The 16553-nt window shown below is 36.1% G+C and carries 16 protein-coding genes; 1 reads left to right on the top strand and 15 read right to left on the bottom strand.

Features of this window, described 5'->3' with window-relative positions:
• Positions 1 to 10 precede the first annotated feature (10 nt).
• Positions 11 to 664: a PAQR family membrane homeostasis protein TrhA gene (gene trhA / locus RK02_RS01350; protein WP_016182437.1), complete on the top strand. Its 654-nt coding sequence runs from the start codon at positions 11 to 13 to the stop codon at positions 662 to 664.
• 50 nt (positions 665 to 714) lie between these two features.
• Here the strand turns inward: trhA and RK02_RS01345 are convergent, their stop codons facing one another.
• From RK02_RS01345 to mltG, 15 genes are all read right to left on the bottom strand, one after another.
• A complete protein-coding gene (locus RK02_RS01345) occupies positions 715 to 1662 on the bottom strand; it encodes a thymidylate synthase (protein ID WP_016182436.1) in 948 nt (315 codons plus the stop codon).
• A 10-nt stretch (positions 1663 to 1672) separates the two neighbouring features.
• Complete coding sequence (locus tag RK02_RS01340; RefSeq protein ID WP_016182435.1) at positions 1673 to 3571, bottom strand: ABC-F family ATP-binding cassette domain-containing protein; 1899 nt, start codon at positions 3569 to 3571, stop codon at positions 1673 to 1675.
• A gap of 24 nt (positions 3572 to 3595) precedes the next feature.
• Positions 3596 to 5662 carry a penicillin-binding transpeptidase domain-containing protein gene (locus RK02_RS01335; RefSeq protein ID WP_016182434.1) on the bottom strand — a complete coding sequence of 689 codons (2067 nt, stop codon included), beginning with the start codon at positions 5660 to 5662 and terminating at the stop codon, positions 3596 to 3598.
• A 292-nt stretch (positions 5663 to 5954) separates the two neighbouring features.
• Positions 5955 to 7094: an LCP family glycopolymer transferase gene (locus RK02_RS01330; RefSeq protein ID WP_016182433.1), complete on the bottom strand. Its 1140-nt coding sequence runs from the start codon at positions 7092 to 7094 to the stop codon at positions 5955 to 5957.
• A 282-nt stretch (positions 7095 to 7376) separates the two neighbouring features.
• Positions 7377 to 8894, bottom strand: a complete 1518-nt coding sequence (locus RK02_RS01325) for a phosphohexomutase domain-containing protein (RefSeq protein WP_026231321.1) — start codon at positions 8892 to 8894, stop codon at positions 7377 to 7379.
• A gap of 179 nt (positions 8895 to 9073) precedes the next feature.
• Positions 9074 to 9274: a cold-shock protein gene (locus tag RK02_RS01320; protein ID WP_016182431.1), complete on the bottom strand. Its 201-nt coding sequence runs from the start codon at positions 9272 to 9274 to the stop codon at positions 9074 to 9076.
• Between the two features lie 172 nt (positions 9275 to 9446).
• Complete coding sequence (locus tag RK02_RS01315; RefSeq protein WP_016182430.1) at positions 9447 to 10055, bottom strand: superoxide dismutase; 609 nt, start codon at positions 10053 to 10055, stop codon at positions 9447 to 9449.
• A 197-nt stretch (positions 10056 to 10252) separates the two neighbouring features.
• Positions 10253 to 11050, bottom strand: a complete 798-nt coding sequence (locus RK02_RS01310) for a DUF1189 family protein (protein ID WP_016182429.1) — start codon at positions 11048 to 11050, stop codon at positions 10253 to 10255.
• 140 nt (positions 11051 to 11190) lie between these two features.
• Positions 11191 to 11484: a HesB/YadR/YfhF family protein gene (locus RK02_RS01305; protein WP_016182428.1), complete on the bottom strand. Its 294-nt coding sequence runs from the start codon at positions 11482 to 11484 to the stop codon at positions 11191 to 11193.
• Between the two features lie 20 nt (positions 11485 to 11504).
• The gene (locus RK02_RS01300) at positions 11505 to 12170 is read right to left on the bottom strand and encodes a potassium channel family protein (protein ID WP_016182427.1); all 666 of its coding nucleotides are present in this window, start codon (positions 12168 to 12170) and stop codon (positions 11505 to 11507) included.
• Between the two features lie 30 nt (positions 12171 to 12200).
• Positions 12201 to 12830: a response regulator gene (locus RK02_RS01295; protein ID WP_016182426.1), complete on the bottom strand. Its 630-nt coding sequence runs from the start codon at positions 12828 to 12830 to the stop codon at positions 12201 to 12203.
• Positions 12827 to 13891: a sensor histidine kinase gene (locus RK02_RS01290; RefSeq protein WP_016182425.1), complete on the bottom strand. Its 1065-nt coding sequence runs from the start codon at positions 13889 to 13891 to the stop codon at positions 12827 to 12829. The genes RK02_RS01295 and RK02_RS01290 overlap by 4 nt, the downstream gene beginning before the upstream one ends.
• Positions 13888 to 14628 carry a cell wall-active antibiotics response protein LiaF gene (gene liaF, locus RK02_RS01285; RefSeq protein ID WP_018451612.1) on the bottom strand — a complete coding sequence of 247 codons (741 nt, stop codon included), beginning with the start codon at positions 14626 to 14628 and terminating at the stop codon, positions 13888 to 13890. Before liaF ends, RK02_RS01290 begins: the two co-directional genes overlap by 4 nt.
• A 92-nt stretch (positions 14629 to 14720) precedes the next feature.
• Entirely contained in the window at positions 14721 to 15194 is a 474-nt protein-coding gene (greA, locus tag RK02_RS01280; RefSeq protein ID WP_016182423.1) for a transcription elongation factor GreA, read from the bottom strand.
• Positions 15195 to 15216: 22 nt separating this feature from the next.
• A complete protein-coding gene (gene mltG / locus RK02_RS01275; protein WP_016182422.1) occupies positions 15217 to 16455 on the bottom strand; it encodes an endolytic transglycosylase MltG in 1239 nt (412 codons plus the stop codon).
• Positions 16456 to 16553 lie beyond the last annotated feature (98 nt).

Here is a 16553-nt window from a genome sequence, read left to right as displayed (position 1 = left end):
AGGTAGTTTAATGGATATGCCAAAGTTTTCTAAAAAATATTTAATTATTAATGAAATATTTAACGCTGTCACTCACGGAATTGGTTTTGGCCTAAGTATTGCCGGATTGGTTTTATTGATTATTAAAGGCGCACGCTTAGGCTCAGCGATTCATGTAGTCAGCTACTGTATTTATGGATCAACCATGATTTTACTATTTCTATTCTCCACTTTGTTTCATAGCTTAATTTTTACTAAAGCCAAAAAAGTCTTTCAAGTTTTTGATCATGATTCGATTTTCTTATTAATTGCCGGTAGCTATACCCCTTATTGTCTGTTGACGATTAAAGGCTGGTTAGGTTGGCTATTATTTGGCTTAATTTGGGCAATGGCAATTGTCGGCATCGTTTATAAATCAATTACGCTTCATCGAGTGAAAAAGATTTCTCACTTTTCAACGATTGTGTACATCATCATGGGCTGGTTATGCTTAATCGCTTTTAAGCCTTTAGTGACAAATCTAGGACTGGTAGGAACCATTTTATTAGCCTCTGGTGGTGTAGCCTATACGGTAGGTGCCTTTTTCTATAGTCTCAAAAATATAAAATTCATGCATGTTGTCTGGCATCTTTTTGTTATGCTAGGAGCCATTTTGATGTATTTTTCTGTTTTACTTTATACCTAAAATTAGCCGGCGCTATCGACTAAAGCTTGTCGATAACGTCGGCTATTATTTTAAACAGCAATCGGTGCTTTAATAGTTGGATGTGGGTTGTAGCCTTCTACTTTGATATCATCCATCTCAAAATCAAAAATATCTCTTTTTTCAGGATTTAGCCAAAGCTTAGGCGCTTGTCGTACCTGGCGCCTTAATTGTTCTTGCATCTGTTCAAAATGATTGGTATATAGATGGGCATCACCTAATGTATGCACAAATTCACCAACCTCAAGGCCCGTTTGATGAGCGATTAAATGAGTAAGCAAGGCATAGCTAGCAATATTAAACGGTACGCCTAAAAAGACATCCGCACTTCTTTGATACAGCTGACAGCTTAATTTGCCTTCAGCCACATAAAATTGAAATAAGGTATGGCAAGGTGGCAAGGCCATCGATGGAATGTCTTCTGGATTCCATGCCGATACGATTAAGCGTCTTGAATCGGGCGAGTTTTTAATCATTTCAATGACATCTTTAATTTGATCAATTGTCTCGCCTTGACTAGTCTGCCAATTTCGCCATTGATAGCCATAAACTTTACCTAAATCACCATATTTTTCAGCAAAGTCCTTATCCGCTAAGATTCTTTGACAAAAGCTTTGTAGCTCTACTTGATACAATTGATTAAAAGCTTCATCTACCAAACAACGACGACCAAAATCAGTCATATCTGGACCAGTATAGTCGCTACTTTCGACATAATTTTTAAATGCCCATTCATCCCAAATGTGATTATTGTGTTCAAGTAAAAAGCGAATATTGGTATCACCTTTTAAAAACCACAGTAATTCACTCTTAATTAATCCAAATGGGACTCGTTTGGTTGTCAATAAAGGAAACCCTTCGCTTAAATCAAAACGCATTTGATAACCGAAAATGCTTTTCGTCCCAGTATTGGTACGATCATTTTTCAAATGTCCCTCGGTTAAAATTTTTCGTCCTAAATCTAAATATGCCTGTTCCATACTACACCCCTTAATCTTCTGCAAACTCACTTAAATATTCCCAACGTAGATATTTCTCATCTAGTAGGGCTTGTTGTTGATCCACTTTACTTTGCAATTCCTGTAATTTAGTAAAATCATCGCCACAGGCTAACATTTGTTCCTGGTAATCACTGATTGCCTCTTCTAGCTGAGCAATCTCCTCTTCAATTGTTGCCCACTCTTTTTGTTCCATATAGGTTAACTTTTGCTTTTTCTTTTCAGGCTGGGCTTTTTTAGCAACGGGGACTTCTTTAGAAGCGTTGCTCGACTCTTGAATTGCTTCTTGACTCTTTAATGCAAGATAATCACTAAAGGCACCGTAGAAGGTTTGTATGTGACCACTACCTTCAAAAATCAAATGCTTTTTGGCAACCTTATCCAAGAAATAGCGATCATGCGAAACCGTAATAACGGCCCCTGGAAATGTCTCCAAATAATTTTCAAGAATGGTTAGTGTTTCAATATCTAAATCATTCGTTGGTTCATCTAGTAATAAAACATTTGGCTGCTGAACTAATAGCTTTAATAAATACAAGCGCCGTTTTTCACCGCCAGATAGCTTACCAATTAGTGTACCATGCATATATCTAGGAAATAAAAAGCGTTCAAGTAATTCAGTGACGCTGATTTGACTACCATCTGCTTGTTTCGCTTGCGAAAGCGCCTCTTGTAGATATTGAATCATCCGTTGATTTTCATCCATCGCTTCATTTTGCTGAGTATAATAAGCCAAACGAACGGTTTCACCTACAATTAGTTTTCCTGAAGTGAGTGGTAAGCGCTGGGCAAGCACGTTTAAAAGACTAGATTTTCCTGCACCATTTTTACCAGTAATTCCTAAGCGCTCTTTGGTTTGAATCAACAAATCTAAATTCTCAAACAGCTTTTGTTCTCCCAAAGACAGACTACCTTGTTTGATTTCCAAGACCTTCTTGCCTAAGCGAGTCGTTGCCAAATCGATTTCAATAGTTTCATTCGTCTTTACTTGATGAAGATTCTCTTTTAAATTTTCAAAACGCTGAATACGTGCCTGTTGCTTAGTCGTACGTGCTTTTGCCCCAGCTCGCATCCAAGCTAATTCTTGTTTATATAGTTGCATCCGTTTATTTTCTTGTTCAACTTCAATTCGTTGCTGTTCTGAGCGCTTCAACACATACTGCTCGTAATTGCCACTATACTCGGTCAATCGACCATGCGCTAATTCAAAAATGCGATTAGCCACGCGATCTAAAAAGTAACGATCGTGAGTAACCACTATAATCGCACCTTTATACTGAGACAAATAATTTTCTAGCCAAGCAATTGTCTCATAATCTAAATGGTTGGTTGGTTCATCTAGTAATAATAAATCTGGCTCATCAATTAATACCTGCGCCAAGCCCACGCGCTTTTTCTGTCCACCAGATAATTGACCAAACGATTGATTCATATCTTGAATCCCTAATTTTTGCAAGATAATCTTCGCGTTGGTATCCGTTTGCCAAGCATCTAATTCATTCATTTTTTGTTCCGCTAAAGTAAATTGTCTTTGGGTTTGTTCATCTAGTGGATCTAAGCTTAAAGCATATAAAGCTTGTTCATAGGCCTTTACTGCACGTATTTGTGGACTATCCCCTTGGAAAATCACTTCTAAAACTGAAAGCTCCTCAGGAAAATCACTTGCTTGTAAAACACAGCCTACTGTGTAATCCTTGGCTTTATCAATAACTGCTAAATCACCATCAGCTTGATCATAGCCAGCCAAAATAGCTAATAAACTACTCTTACCTGTACCATTAATACCAATCAAGCCAATTCGATCTTTTTCATGAACCATAAAGGAAATAGATTTGAACAATTCCTTTTCACCATAAGTTTTTGTAAGATTAGCAACTTTTAACTCTTTCAAATAATCACCCTTCCTTTTTTATGATTATTGACCTACTTGATAAATATCCGCATAAGCATCCATGATTTCTTTAGCAATCGTCAAATTAGGATGGCCGGCACTATCTTTAAGTTGAGGAATCATCACAGCTAAGCAAACCTTGGCATCATCTGAGGGACCATAAACAACCACATTTAAATTGACTACATCAATTACCTTCCCATTATCTGTTACCGTTGTTTCAGCCGTACCTGTTTTAGCTGAGAGGTTCATTTTAGCATAACGTAAAGCAGTGGCTGTGGTATAAGCACTACTACCATGGACTGCATCATAAAACCCTTTTTGGATAATAGCCAAATTCTCTGCTGAAATATCGACCTTATTCAATACATTGGTACTAATCTCTTTCACTTTTTTACCTAATTGACCATCTTCACTATTATCATAAATTGCGGAAACCACGTGAGGAGCTACACGATTGCCCCCATTAGCAATTGTCGCCACATATTGTGCCAACTGCATGGTCGTATACGTATCAAACTGTCCAAAAGATAAGTCAAGGATTTTCCCGCCATCATTATCTTTTTCAGAAAGTTGATCAACAGCTGGTTGAACCCCGGTTCCTTCATTTGGTAAATCTAAACCGGTTTTAACTCCCATGCCATAGGCTGCAAAAGCCTTACGAAGCGCTTCATAAGCACTAGCTTGATTTTTTATTAACGGTAGACTGATATTGCGTTGATACTCTAGACCCATTAATTTTAAAGCAACCTTCATCATATAACTGTTAGAAGAAACTTCTAAAGCTTTTTCGGCGGTTAGATACATATTGGCTCCACCCGTACGGTTAAAAATAGAGGTTTTGGCTGCAGTCCCTTGAATATAGATAGGCTCATCTAGCAAAGTCTGATTGCCATTAATTACGCCAGCCTGCCAACCAGCCGTTAGCGTACCCGCCTTAACAACAGACCCCGGTACAAAGGCATTAATATAGGTTCCAATTGCATTTTCTTCAATTTCATTAGATAGTATTTCATGATAATAACCACTCATCGCTAAAATACCACCTGTGTTTGGATCCATCGCTACAGCATAAATACCAGGTGAATAAGCTGCCATCCCACTATCAACCAAAGCCTGATAATTCCGTTGAAGAATCTCATCTACCTTTGCCTGAAAATCAGCATTAATCGATAAGACAATATTTTGACCCTTAGCACCAACTGCCTTTTCTTGTTTACTGGTGACATTGCCTTTGCCATCTACAGTAATTTCATATTTCGCTTTTTTCCCTTGTAAATAATCTTCATAGCTTTTTTCAATAAAACTCGTTCCTACTCGGTCGTTACGAGCATAGCCTTTTGCTAAATAGCTATCGACTTCTTCGGCTGGTAAGCCTTGTTTTTCTGTAGAAACTTTACCAATTAAGCTTTTTAAACTACCCTGGGCGACGACTTCTCTGTCCCAGTCATTCCCAGTAGAAATACCTGGCAGCTCACTTGCATGCTCTGCCACAACAGCTAATTCTTGGTCAGTCACTCCTTCATTTTTAACATACACAGTACTTAAAGACTGCGCACTATTTAAACGTTTAAAAATAGTAATAATCTTTTTTTGATTATCATCAAAGTTTAGCTGATCAGCTGGCACTAACGCAACCATGCGTTTATACTGCTCACTATTACTTAATTCACGTTCTTTTTTAGTCAATTGCTTTTGCATGCTCTTTAAATTATTTTTGTCTGCTAACCAAAAATCACGTAAATCACGATCTGTCAACTGCTCATCAATAGGCATATCAATGTATTGATTCAGCTTATTGGCTAAAGCTAATAAAGTAGCTGCCGATGTATTCACCCCTCGAGTAAAGGTAATAGCTGGTGAAGTATGATTAATCGCTAGTGGTTTTTGATTGGCATCATAAATATTTCCTCTTGGCGTACTTTCACTTACCTCAATAACTGAAAGCGCATTGATCTTACTCGTATATTTATCGGTATTCGCTAATTGCAAGACACCTAATCTGGAAATCAAAGCGACAAATAATACAAAAATTAATAAATATAGAAAATTTAATCGAAAGGGAATGTGTGATTTTTTTACGTTTTTCAAACTAAGGCTCTCCTTTATCTAAACAAGTAAAATTACTTATTATCTCAAACTTTTTTCTTAGCAATTTGGGCTTTATTCTAGTTGATCACTAAGCATTATATAATACAGTTTGATAGATGGTTAAAATTATCTCAATATTTAACTGAATATTTAAATTCAGCCATTAGACTACTTGAAATATTTTATCACAAAACTAGCTATTTTCGATAATATTTTCAAATAAATTAAAAAATCGCAATGCGCCTACGAACGAATCTGTCCGCTCTTGCTAGCATTGCGATTAATCGTTTATTTATTGATTGACTGCCACATTTTCATCAGTAACATAGTCAGTTTGTGTGTTATTAACATTAGTCACACTATCACTTGAAGCAGTAGACTGTTGGGTTTGTGTTTTAGCTTCTTTTTGTGTCTGCTCATCTGATTCTAATGGTGTATCCTCATCATCATAAAGTTGATCAGGGTTATACCCCTCACTATAACCATCTGAAATCGTTAATTCACTCTTAGTTGGTAAGCCTAATTCAGACTTAATCAAGTTTTGAATATTTAATAATTCATGTTTCCCTAAAACTTGATAGTAGACATCACTTTGCCATGAGGGTTCTTCCCCACTTAATTGATAGCTTTGAATATTTTCTAAAGCTGGTACATAATTTTTAGAAATATCTAATAGCTGATCCCAAGTTAAGTTGGTAGTACAGTTGTCTTGCACAGCTTTTAGAATTTCCTTATATTTTGAAATACCATCTAAACCTAAAACTTTGTGTACAATTTTAGAAACAACCTCACGTTGACGTCGTTGGCGACCAATATCCCCTTCTGGATCTTGCTTACGCATCCGGGCATAGGCTAATCCGGAGGTACCATCTAAATGTTGTTTACCCTCTGGTACATGAACCCCATCAAGCGTAAAATCAATTTTATTATTGACTTCGATTCCACCAACCGCATCAATCAAATCAGTTAAGCCTTGTAGATTAATTGAAACATAATGGTCAATTGGTACATCTAATAAGTACTCAATTGAATCAAGCGCCATCTTTACTCCACCAAAGGCATAGGCATGATTTAATTTATCATAAGAATCATAACCAACAATTTTGGTATAAATGTCACGGTCTAAACTCACGACAGTCGTCTTTTTCTCTTTAGGATTTAAGGTAACAATCATCATGGTATCAGAACGTCCTTGCTCTGTTCGTCCTAAACCACCCGTATCGATACCAAATAAAGCAATGGTTATTGGATCTCGATCTTCTAAGCTAACCGATGTTGTTCGCTTAGTTGATTTACGTTCCACATGTTTACTAATTGCTGCAAAAGTGGCATTTGCATCTTTATAAGCAAAGGCAGCCCATACTGTAGCACTTGTGACAGTAATGGCTAACACACTCAAGATAGCAATAATAATTTTTTGATATAATTTCATAGAACACCTCTTTAAATGTCTACTAAATAAGGGAGGAATCTATCTTTGTTAACCTCCTCACAATTAATAGCGATTATATACATCCAGTAAAATATGGAGATATATCATGTAGATTTTGCCATATTTGTCCCCTTTGAGCAATACATCCTATGGTTTATTACAAAAATTTAACAAAAACGAAATATTCGCAATGATACATAAAAAGCATCTAAAAAGACTTTTTAAAGCTTTTAAGCCATCCAATCGGCAAACATTGGATGACTCAAAACTAAATCAAGCATACTATTTTGTTAAAATTTCTTTTAATTTTTCTTGGTTCACCTGTGGATAACGGTTCAAGAATTTTTGGATTTCAATTAAAACAGGCTGAATTTGATTGGCTAAATCATTTTCAACTTGTAAAACAAGTAACGGTTCATGTAGGCTCATCCGTAATAAGAACCAACCATCCCCATAAGGAGCTGTCAAGGTAAAACGAATTCCCTCTTCGTTTTCTGGATCAATTGTCCAGCCCTCAACTGAATAATCGGCTAAATCACGAATTACCTGTTGCCCAAGTTGACGATAATCGGCTGTTTCTAATTTAAAACGTACCTCTTGTGTTTCAATAGGTTGTTTTAAGGTAGCAATTAAATCATCCAAGGTTTGATTGCTAGCTTTTAATTTAGGTAAAAGCATCAAAATTTTGGCAATAACATAAGCGCCATCATCCAAGAAATAATTTTCTTTAAACGCTGCATGACCACTCGTTTCAATCGCTAGCTGTGTATCTAGTCCCTGCTCATTTAAAGCAATCGCTTTATTAATTACATTCCGATAGCCTGATATATAGCGAACCTGCTTCCCACCTAAAGACTCTATAAAATCTTTTAAATGATTCGTAGTGGGTGAGTTCGTAACAATTCGGGTATGTGGATGTTCCGCTAAAATAATTCGACTTAAAACAGCAATTAAATTGTTGCGGTTCAGCAATGCACCACTTTTTGTTACAACTGCACTTCGATCAACATCTGTATCGAAAATAACACCTAAATCCGCTTGATGCTCTAAAACAGCAGCCTTAATACTAGCCATCGCTTCTTTATTATCCGGATTAGGAATATGATTTGGAAAATGTCCATCAGGGGTTAAAAACTGTGAACCGCTAATATCAGCACCCAGGCGTTTTAAAACTTTTTCAGCAAAAAAGCCACCCGCCCCATTACCTGCATCTACAATAATATGCCAGCCAGCTAAAGGTTGGTCTACATTAGTTCGGCTACCACTTTTAATCTTTTCAACTAGAAAATCAGCATAAGGAGTCAATAAATCAGCTGTTTGAACAGGCTGCTGCGCTTTAACTTCGACTAGCTCACTGTTGCTAGCTAAGGTTAAAATTTCTTGAATATCGCTTTTTTCGACCCCACTTTTAGCCGTAAATAATTTAATTCCATTATAATAGTAAGGTAGGTGACTCGCTGTCAGCATTAAGGTGACATCACAAGCAAACGCCGCAAATTGCGTCGCCATAAACATCGCTGGCGTCGTCGCCAGTTCAAAATCAATGACCTTTGCTCCAGCTTTAGTAAACATATCAATCATCGCTTGCTTTAATTCTGGTCCACTTAAACGACTATCACAGCCTAAACCAAACGTTAATTCGCTAGCTTGTTTGCCAAGCTTAGATGAGGCCCAATTTAAAACACCCACAGCAATTTGTTTTACTGCTGGTACCGTTAAATTAGCAGTCAATTCATCTGTTGAAATAGCAATTCCACGAATATCTGAACCATTTTGTAAATCAAGAATATTATTTGTCATCGTCATTTTCTCTCCTTTATCACCTTGCTTCATCAAAGACCAAAAATCAGCTCCAACTCCGCAAAAAGTAGACACTCCTTTTTCTTCTAATGAGTCAGTATAAACTAAAAAAATAAGGAGAAAGATTGCAACAACCATTCTCCTTTCAACTGAACAAACTTCAGCCTTCTTGTTTATTATTATAATTTAACAACCTCTGCTGCTTGAGGACCACGTTGACCTTCAACAACAGTAAAAGTTACTTCTTGTCCTTCTTCTAGTGTTTTAAAGCCTTCAGATTGGATAGCAGAAAAATGCACAAAAATATCATTTCCTGCGTCAGTTGTAATAAATCCAAAACCTTTATCATTGTTAAACCATTTCACTTTACCGTGTTCCATTACCTAAAAACCTCCAAAAAATCGTTTGAGCAAGTATTCGTCTGCTCAATAAGCATTATATAACACATTGAAAACGTTCGCAATTATTTTTGTTAACATTTGCTTTCTTTTTTCAAAAATACAACTAAAAAAGAGACCACCTATCTATAGATGATCTCCTTTAATCGTTGCACTATTTAGCTGCTAAATAATTTTCGTTCGCTTGTTCCCAGTTCACTACATTCCAAAATGCATCGATATAGTTAGGACGAACGTTGCGGTAGTTTAAGTAGTAAGCATGCTCCCAAACGTCTAAGCCAACGACAGGTACTTTACCTTCCATTAATGGATTATCTTGGTTTGCTGTTGAAATAATTGCTAATTTACCGTTATCGACTACTAACCATGCCCAGCCAGAGCCAAAGCGAGCTGCTGCTGCTGCTTTAAATTGAGCCTTAAATTCATCAAAGCTACCAAAAGCTTCTTCAATGGCAGCTTTTAATTCACCAACTGGTTCACCGCCACCATTTGGAGACATAATTTTCCAGAAGAATGAATGGTTCGCATGACCACCACCATTGTTACGGACAGCCGTACGAATATCTTCAGGCACTTCATTAATTGCAGCCACTAATTCTTCAACTGTCTTGGTACCAAATTCTGGATGTTTTTCAATTGCAGCATTTAAATTAGTAACGTAAGTGTTGTGATGTTTTTCATGATGTAGATGCATTGTTTCTTCATCGATTGTTGGTACTAATGCATCGTAAGCGTAAGGTAATTCTGGTAATTGATAAGTCATCTATAAAACCTCCTAAAATGTTATTACACTGTAAGAGTATCAAAAAGAGTGTTATTCAGCAAAAAATCTGCTCAAAAAATTTCAAAAGTTTCTATTGCTCTACTAGTTGCTTAAATGTAAAAAGAGCTAAAAAAGATTGCTCAATGTTGACAATTGACTAGCCTTAGTCATTTATCATCGAGCAATCTTTGTATTTTTTAAACGATTCGTTGTTCTTCTTTAATCGCCTGCGTAAAGATAAAGAAGCTACCTAGAGTAATAAATAGATTACTATCAAAATCTGGTAAGACAGTGGAAATAAGCAATGCTAATACCACTGGCAAACTAGCACAGGCAATCATCATTTTTAAATTATCGATAAATCCATTTTTGTAACGTAGCATATGACTATAAATATTTGCAATCAAAGCCACCGTAAAAATAGTAATCGCTAAATTAACAAAAGATGGATATAAAACCATAATCAACATGACCACATACATCCATATAGGAAACTGACTATTTTTGATTTCAGTGCGTATTTTTTTACCCGTCAACTGAGCAAATACCGGGTTATCATAATCAATAACAAGCTGATTACTCCCTAACATGGTATGCGTAAACTCGCTTGCCGGAAAGGATAGCACAAATTTATCTTTCGTCAAGCCCGCACTCAATACATTTCCTAAGCGATCAGTTGCAATATCATTTACACTTCGCTTGCCATCAGGATCAAAGGTAAAGATAATTGAATCCGTTTGATAAATAAAGCCCTTTTGAGAAAGATCAGCAAGAATCAGCTTGCCATCTTCAAAATGAAAATCCGGCAGGTGATTGGCAACTTCTATACTATCTTGCTTAATTTCTGAAAAAACTTGATTTACCTGCGTAGCTAACGGAATCGCCATCAATAAGCTTAATAGTAAAAGATAACCGACTAACTTTCCGAATGGTAATCTTTTTATTTCTTTAATTCGATTGAAATGTATCACCGAATCCTTCATAATTTGTATCATAAAATTGGTAGTCCCCTTTAGCAATCATTAAACGTATTGTACCCAAGTTTTGTAAATAAAACAAGTAATCCCAAACGATCTTAAAAAGATTAAAAGAAAAATGAATGAAGTAAAAAAAATTTAACTTCATTCATCACAACTTATGGTTGAACAAAACGATAGCAGGGTTCATCTAGTTTTTCATCATAATCCACGATTAAATCATGGTTAGCAAAGAACCACTGATCTGTTTCCTCAATAAAATACAGTCTATCATTTACAATCGTTTTTACAATCGGCTGTTGAGGGGTGTCCACTGCTAGGCCAACTGAAAAGCCTTCATGAATCGGTGTACTCCCATAAACCTTGCCATAGAAACGAATCCCTTGATTTTCATGTAAAATAATTTCTTGATCAAACCAACTTTGAGCTTCCTTAGAAATCGTTAACTTCATTTTGTTCCCCTCACTTTTGATTAATCATTCAATTTTTCATCTAAATTATCGACATTCACCGTACTACCAATAACTAAAAGATTGTCATTTTCACAAACAATTTCATTAGCCGGTGGTGATACAACAACTTGACCATCTGCACGACGAATGGCTACAATGGTTAGGCCAAATCTTTGACGGAAATTCACTTCAATTAGCGATTTATTAAAGAATTTAGGGTTCGATACTTTGATTTCAGCCAGTGAAAATTCATCAGATAATTCGATAAAATCTAAAATATTGCGCGAGACTAAATTATGGGCAATCCGAACCCCCATATCCCGTTCTGGATGGACGACCCGATCAGCCCCTACACGCTCTAACACCTTGGCATGATATTCATTTTGCGCTTTCGCCAATACGTTGGGTACCCCCATCTCTTTGACCATCAGGGTTACTAAAATACTGGCTTGAATATCTTCCCCAATCGCAATAATGACATGGTCAAAATTACGAATCCCCAATGAACGTAAGGTGCTTTCATCTTGGGCATTTGCAACCACTGCATGAGTGGCAATATTCATATATTCATTTACACGTTCTTCATTTGAATCAATCGCTAAAACCTCTTGGCCTGATTCAACTAATGTACGGCAAATGCTACCGCCAAATCGGCCTAAGCCAATAATTGCATAATTTTGTTTCACTGTTTTTTTCTCCTTCCGATTTGGTCTTTCTTATTTCACTAAACCATGTTTAAAAGCATAGATTGCCGCCTGTGTTCGATCTTCAACAGCTAATTTTGAAAGAATATTAGATACATGTGTTTTGACTGTTTTTAAGGTGATGAATAACTCTTCAGCAATTTCTTGATTACTCTTGCCTTGTGCAATTAAATCTAATACTTCTCGTTCACGATTGGTTAATTCTTCATGTAGAAAGTATTGTTCCGCATAGCTTTGATTTTGAATTTTCTCATTGACCTCATCTTCAATCACTCGTTGACCATTTACGGTTGCTCGAATCGCTGCAGCAATTTCACTTGCAGAGGAAGTTTTTAGTAAATAACCACTTGCGCCTGCTTGAAGGGCTGGAAAGACTTTTTCATCATCAATGTAGCTCGTTACGATAAGAATTTTAGCACTAGGCCGGGCTGACATAATCTGTTTCGTGGCTTCAATACCGTCCATCACTTCCATCACTAAATCCATTAAGATAACATCTGGACGCAGTTCTAAGGCTTTTTCTACCCCTTGTCTGCCATTTTCAGCCTCACCCACAACCTCGATATCTTCTTGAATTGATAGATAAGATGATACCCCCAATCGAACCATCTCATGATCATCAACTAATAACACTCGAATCATTCACTCACCTCATTATTAACCAACGGAACTTTGATTTCCACACTTGTTCCTTGTTTTAGAATACTTATAATTTTAACACTTCCACCGATACTTGCAATACGTTCTTTAACATTTAACAAGCCATAGCTGCCAGCTTTAGGTTGACTTTGATCAAAACCGACTCCATCATCCACTAAACGCAGAATTAACTGTTGCTGAACCCGACTTAGATAAACCTCTAATTCATTGGCTTTAGCATGACGTAACGTATTAGAAAGTAATTCTTGAATCACGCGGAATAATTCATTTTCAATAGAAGTTGGGATACTAATCTCTTCAATTTCATAAGTCATCTTCATTTCTACTTTTGAATGTAATTCCGTCAATAATTGCTCAATTCCTTGCTTAAGACTCTTACCTTCTAAAGAAATCGGTCGCAAGTGTAACAGTAAAGCACGCATTTCCGATTGCGCCATCGTCAAAATTTTGGCAACCATTTGAATTTGTTGATGATATTTTTCACCAACAACTGCTGGATTAGTCATCTCATTTAATGCCGACATTATCATCATCGCTGCAAATAGCTGCTGAGAGACTGAATCGTGCAGTTCACGTGCTAAACGATGGCGTTCTTTTTCCAAGATTTCTTCACGACTTTCCCCTTGAAGCATTTCTTGTTTTTGGTGCTGCACTTGCAACTCTAAAGCCATCGAATTTAATTGCTTTTGCGTCTCGATTAAATCATGCATAATTTCGCTATGTAACCGATGAACATAGCGACTATTTTTTTGAATAGGCGCTAACTCTTTGCCTTCTTTCATCAGTTTCATTTGTTTTTGAATTGATTGCAGCAAGCTTTTTTGACTAAAAGACCACATGACACATAATACAATGGACAAGCCAAAAGATAAAATGATAAGGTAGACAATCAACGGCACAAATAAAATTTTAGCCGTGATAATTTCTAATAGCCAGCTTTGATGTCCTTTAGCAAAAAGATAAGCAAATAAAACAAAGAGATAACTGGCTAAAAAGAATAGGCCTAAATAAAGCATTCGCCGAAATAAACGGGTATTCATCATATACGAATCACCTCTACATCACCGATAAAAACGTTAGAAATAATCTTTAATTTACGTTCACTTTCAGTATAAAGCGTCTCATGTATGATTATCTGCTCTTGATTTAAAGCGTAGACAGTATTATCCACATGTAAATCTCCACGAAAAGCTACGTGTTGAATTTCAAGACCAATTCCTTGAGGCACTAAAATCCGTGTCCGGCCAAAGCCTTTTCTTAATAAAATAATATTTTGCTTTTTAGGCAATAAGGTATTCCCTAAATCAATAATGGTATCGCCTGCTAACACACTGAGGTTAATGTCATCCCAAGCATAAACTTGATTGCCAATAATCTGACTACCAAAATATTTTTGTCGTGTAATTGGTTCAGGCTGTTTTTCTGGTTCTTTTGTTGCAACCATAATAATTTGCTTTTTTCGCCAAAAAAAGAGAGAGGAAAAATCAATATCGGCAAATTCAAAACCTTTAAGCGCCAAGAATAAAACGTTAAAAATTAAAATTAACCAAAAGGCATAACTATTGATTAAACTAATGAAAATAAAAACACAGCCAATCCATAGTAATAAATTGATATTTTTTACTTTTTTTCTGCGCGTATAATGTAAAAACAAACTCAGGCTCCCTAATAGCAAAAAGATAGTTAGATCAATGTCGCCTACAATTTGCCATAAAGATAGAATGACTAACAGAATATTCACTACAATATAAAAGCGCCAAGAGTTCATCATCCTCATCATCAATCACCTCTTTTTAAAAAAATAAGGATGTAGTCGACTTTGCGAACACATCCTCATTTTCATTTCAAACCAACGAATCTTGCTATTTTCTTCTATTGAACAGAGATAATTTGGACTAAAATATCGCCACCAGGAGTTGAAATGCTTACTTCGTCGTTGACTTTTTTACCAATTAAAGCCTGAGCAATTGGTGAATCATTTGAAATTTTACCCGCAAATGGATCAGATTCCGCACTACCTACAATAGTATATTCTTCTTCTTCACCATCTGGCAATTCTTTAAAGACAACTGTTTTACCAATTGATACTTCATCTTGAGCTACTCCATCATTATCAATGATTTGTGCAAAACGAATCATATTTTCTAAGGTAGTAATTCTACCTTCAACGAAAGCTTGTTCATCTTTAGCTGATTCGTACTCTGAGTTTTCAGATAAGTCACCGAAGCTACGAGCAATTTTAATTCGCTCGATAATTTCTCCACGCTTAACTGTTTTTAATTCTTCTAATTCACGTTCTAATTTTTCTTTACCTTCTTGGGTCATTGGATAAACTTTTTCTACCATTTGAATTCTCCTTTATCACTAACTAATCATTCTTTTGATTAACATATTCTTCTACTAATTGATTATGCTCTTCTAAAGTTTCAGCAAAGTAAACCTTGCCTGTTTTCACATCAGCAACAAAGTAAAAGTAGTTATTGCTGATAGGATTTAAGACTGCTTGAATCGATTTTTCACCCGGATTATTGAAAGGTCCTGGGCCAAAGCCTGTATTTTGATATAAGTTATAGGGCGAGTCTACTTGCGTATCTTTAATCGTTACGACTTCTTTCGTCTTACCGATTGCATATAAAACCGAAATATCGGACTGCAACGGCATATTATTGTTCAAACGATTATAAAAGACTTGCGCAATATTTTTCCGATCACTGTCATTAACCCCTTCTTTTTCGACCAAAGAAGCTAAGGTTAACACTTGTTGTACGGTCATATTCTTCTGTGCAATCTGATCATAATAAGGTTGCATTATCGCATCGGTCTTAGCAATCATTTGACCAACCAAATCTTCTAATGACATTCCTTTTAGATAGTCATAGGTGGCTGGGAATAAATAGCCTTCCAAACGATACTTCACATTTTGTGCTTGGCTAGCTGAGGTTAACAATTTAGGATATTTGGCTAACATTTGCTCAAAGAATTGATCATCATTCATCAGCTTCAAGAAAGCCTTCTTCTTCAATTCTGTTTTATCAGCTAGCTTATCAGCGATTTGTTCAACCGTAAAGCCCTCTGGAATGGTTAATTTCACATCAGCTACACTAAGACCCTTCCCACCTTGTAGCTTCTTGCTAATGGTATCTAAGGTCATATTGGCACTTAACTGATAGGTTCCTGCTTGAAAACCAGTTAAATTATTAAACTTAGTATAATAGTTAAAGACCAAACCGCTCTTAATAATTTTCCCTTTTTCTAAGATTTCGCCAATCATTTTATTCGACGAACCATTTGGAATGGTAATTTCTACTTTTTTTGTACTTTGAGGGTCTAACGGATTTAAGCTTGATTGTACATATCTAAAAACCGTAAAACCTAAAATAGAAATAATTAAAACCAAAACGACGACGACGATCGTTACGATTTTATTTACAATTCTATCTTCAGTGTTACGTCGATTCAGTCTTTTTTCTTTTTGATATTTCGCACGCATTTCAGGTGTAATTTTTCGATAATGCTGACGAGATTGACGTCTGGCTGATGCTTCCTGTGTCGAAGCAGTCTCTGAACGATTAACTGACGTCTGTTCATTAGTTGGCTGTTTACTCAAAACATAAGCCTCCTTAATACAAATTACTACTAACTCGTTTTATTATACACGAAACTGTTTAAGATAGAAATATTTTTTATAAAGTTCTTATCATTTTA

This window comes from Enterococcus columbae DSM 7374 = ATCC 51263 (assembly GCF_000406925.1).
Lineage (GTDB): Bacteria > Bacillota > Bacilli > Lactobacillales > Enterococcaceae > Enterococcus_E > Enterococcus_E columbae.
The sequence above is the reverse complement of the archived record's forward strand: the minus strand, read 5'-3'. Positions and strand labels throughout refer to the sequence as shown.

What these genes read in the sequence shown, in the direction of transcription:
- RK02_RS01290 (WP_016182425.1), bottom strand. Translation starts at nt 13,891, where the DNA reads ATGATGAATACCCGTTTATTTCGGCGAATGCTTTATTTAGGCCTATTC.
- RK02_RS01345 (WP_016182436.1), bottom strand. Translation starts at nt 1,662, where the DNA reads ATGGAACAGGCATATTTAGATTTAGGACGAAAAATTTTAACCGAGGGA.
- RK02_RS01305 (WP_016182428.1), bottom strand. Translation starts at nt 11,484, where the DNA reads ATGAAGTTAACGATTTCTAAGGAAGCTCAAAGTTGGTTTGATCAAGAA.
- greA (WP_016182423.1), bottom strand. Translation starts at nt 15,194, where the DNA reads ATGGTAGAAAAAGTTTATCCAATGACCCAAGAAGGTAAAGAAAAATTA.
- trhA (WP_016182437.1), top strand. Translation starts at nt 11, where the DNA reads ATGGATATGCCAAAGTTTTCTAAAAAATATTTAATTATTAATGAAATA.
- RK02_RS01320 (WP_016182431.1), bottom strand. Translation starts at nt 9,274, where the DNA reads ATGGAACACGGTAAAGTGAAATGGTTTAACAATGATAAAGGTTTTGGA.
- liaF (WP_018451612.1), bottom strand. Translation starts at nt 14,628, where the DNA reads ATGATGAGGATGATGAACTCTTGGCGCTTTTATATTGTAGTGAATATT.
- RK02_RS01310 (WP_016182429.1), bottom strand. Translation starts at nt 11,050, where the DNA reads ATGATACAAATTATGAAGGATTCGGTGATACATTTCAATCGAATTAAA.
- RK02_RS01330 (WP_016182433.1), bottom strand. Translation starts at nt 7,094, where the DNA reads ATGAAATTATATCAAAAAATTATTATTGCTATCTTGAGTGTGTTAGCC.
- RK02_RS01325 (WP_026231321.1), bottom strand. Translation starts at nt 8,894, where the DNA reads ATGACAAATAATATTCTTGATTTACAAAATGGTTCAGATATTCGTGGA.
- RK02_RS01295 (WP_016182426.1), bottom strand. Translation starts at nt 12,830, where the DNA reads ATGATTCGAGTGTTATTAGTTGATGATCATGAGATGGTTCGATTGGGG.
- RK02_RS01315 (WP_016182430.1), bottom strand. Translation starts at nt 10,055, where the DNA reads ATGACTTATCAATTACCAGAATTACCTTACGCTTACGATGCATTAGTA.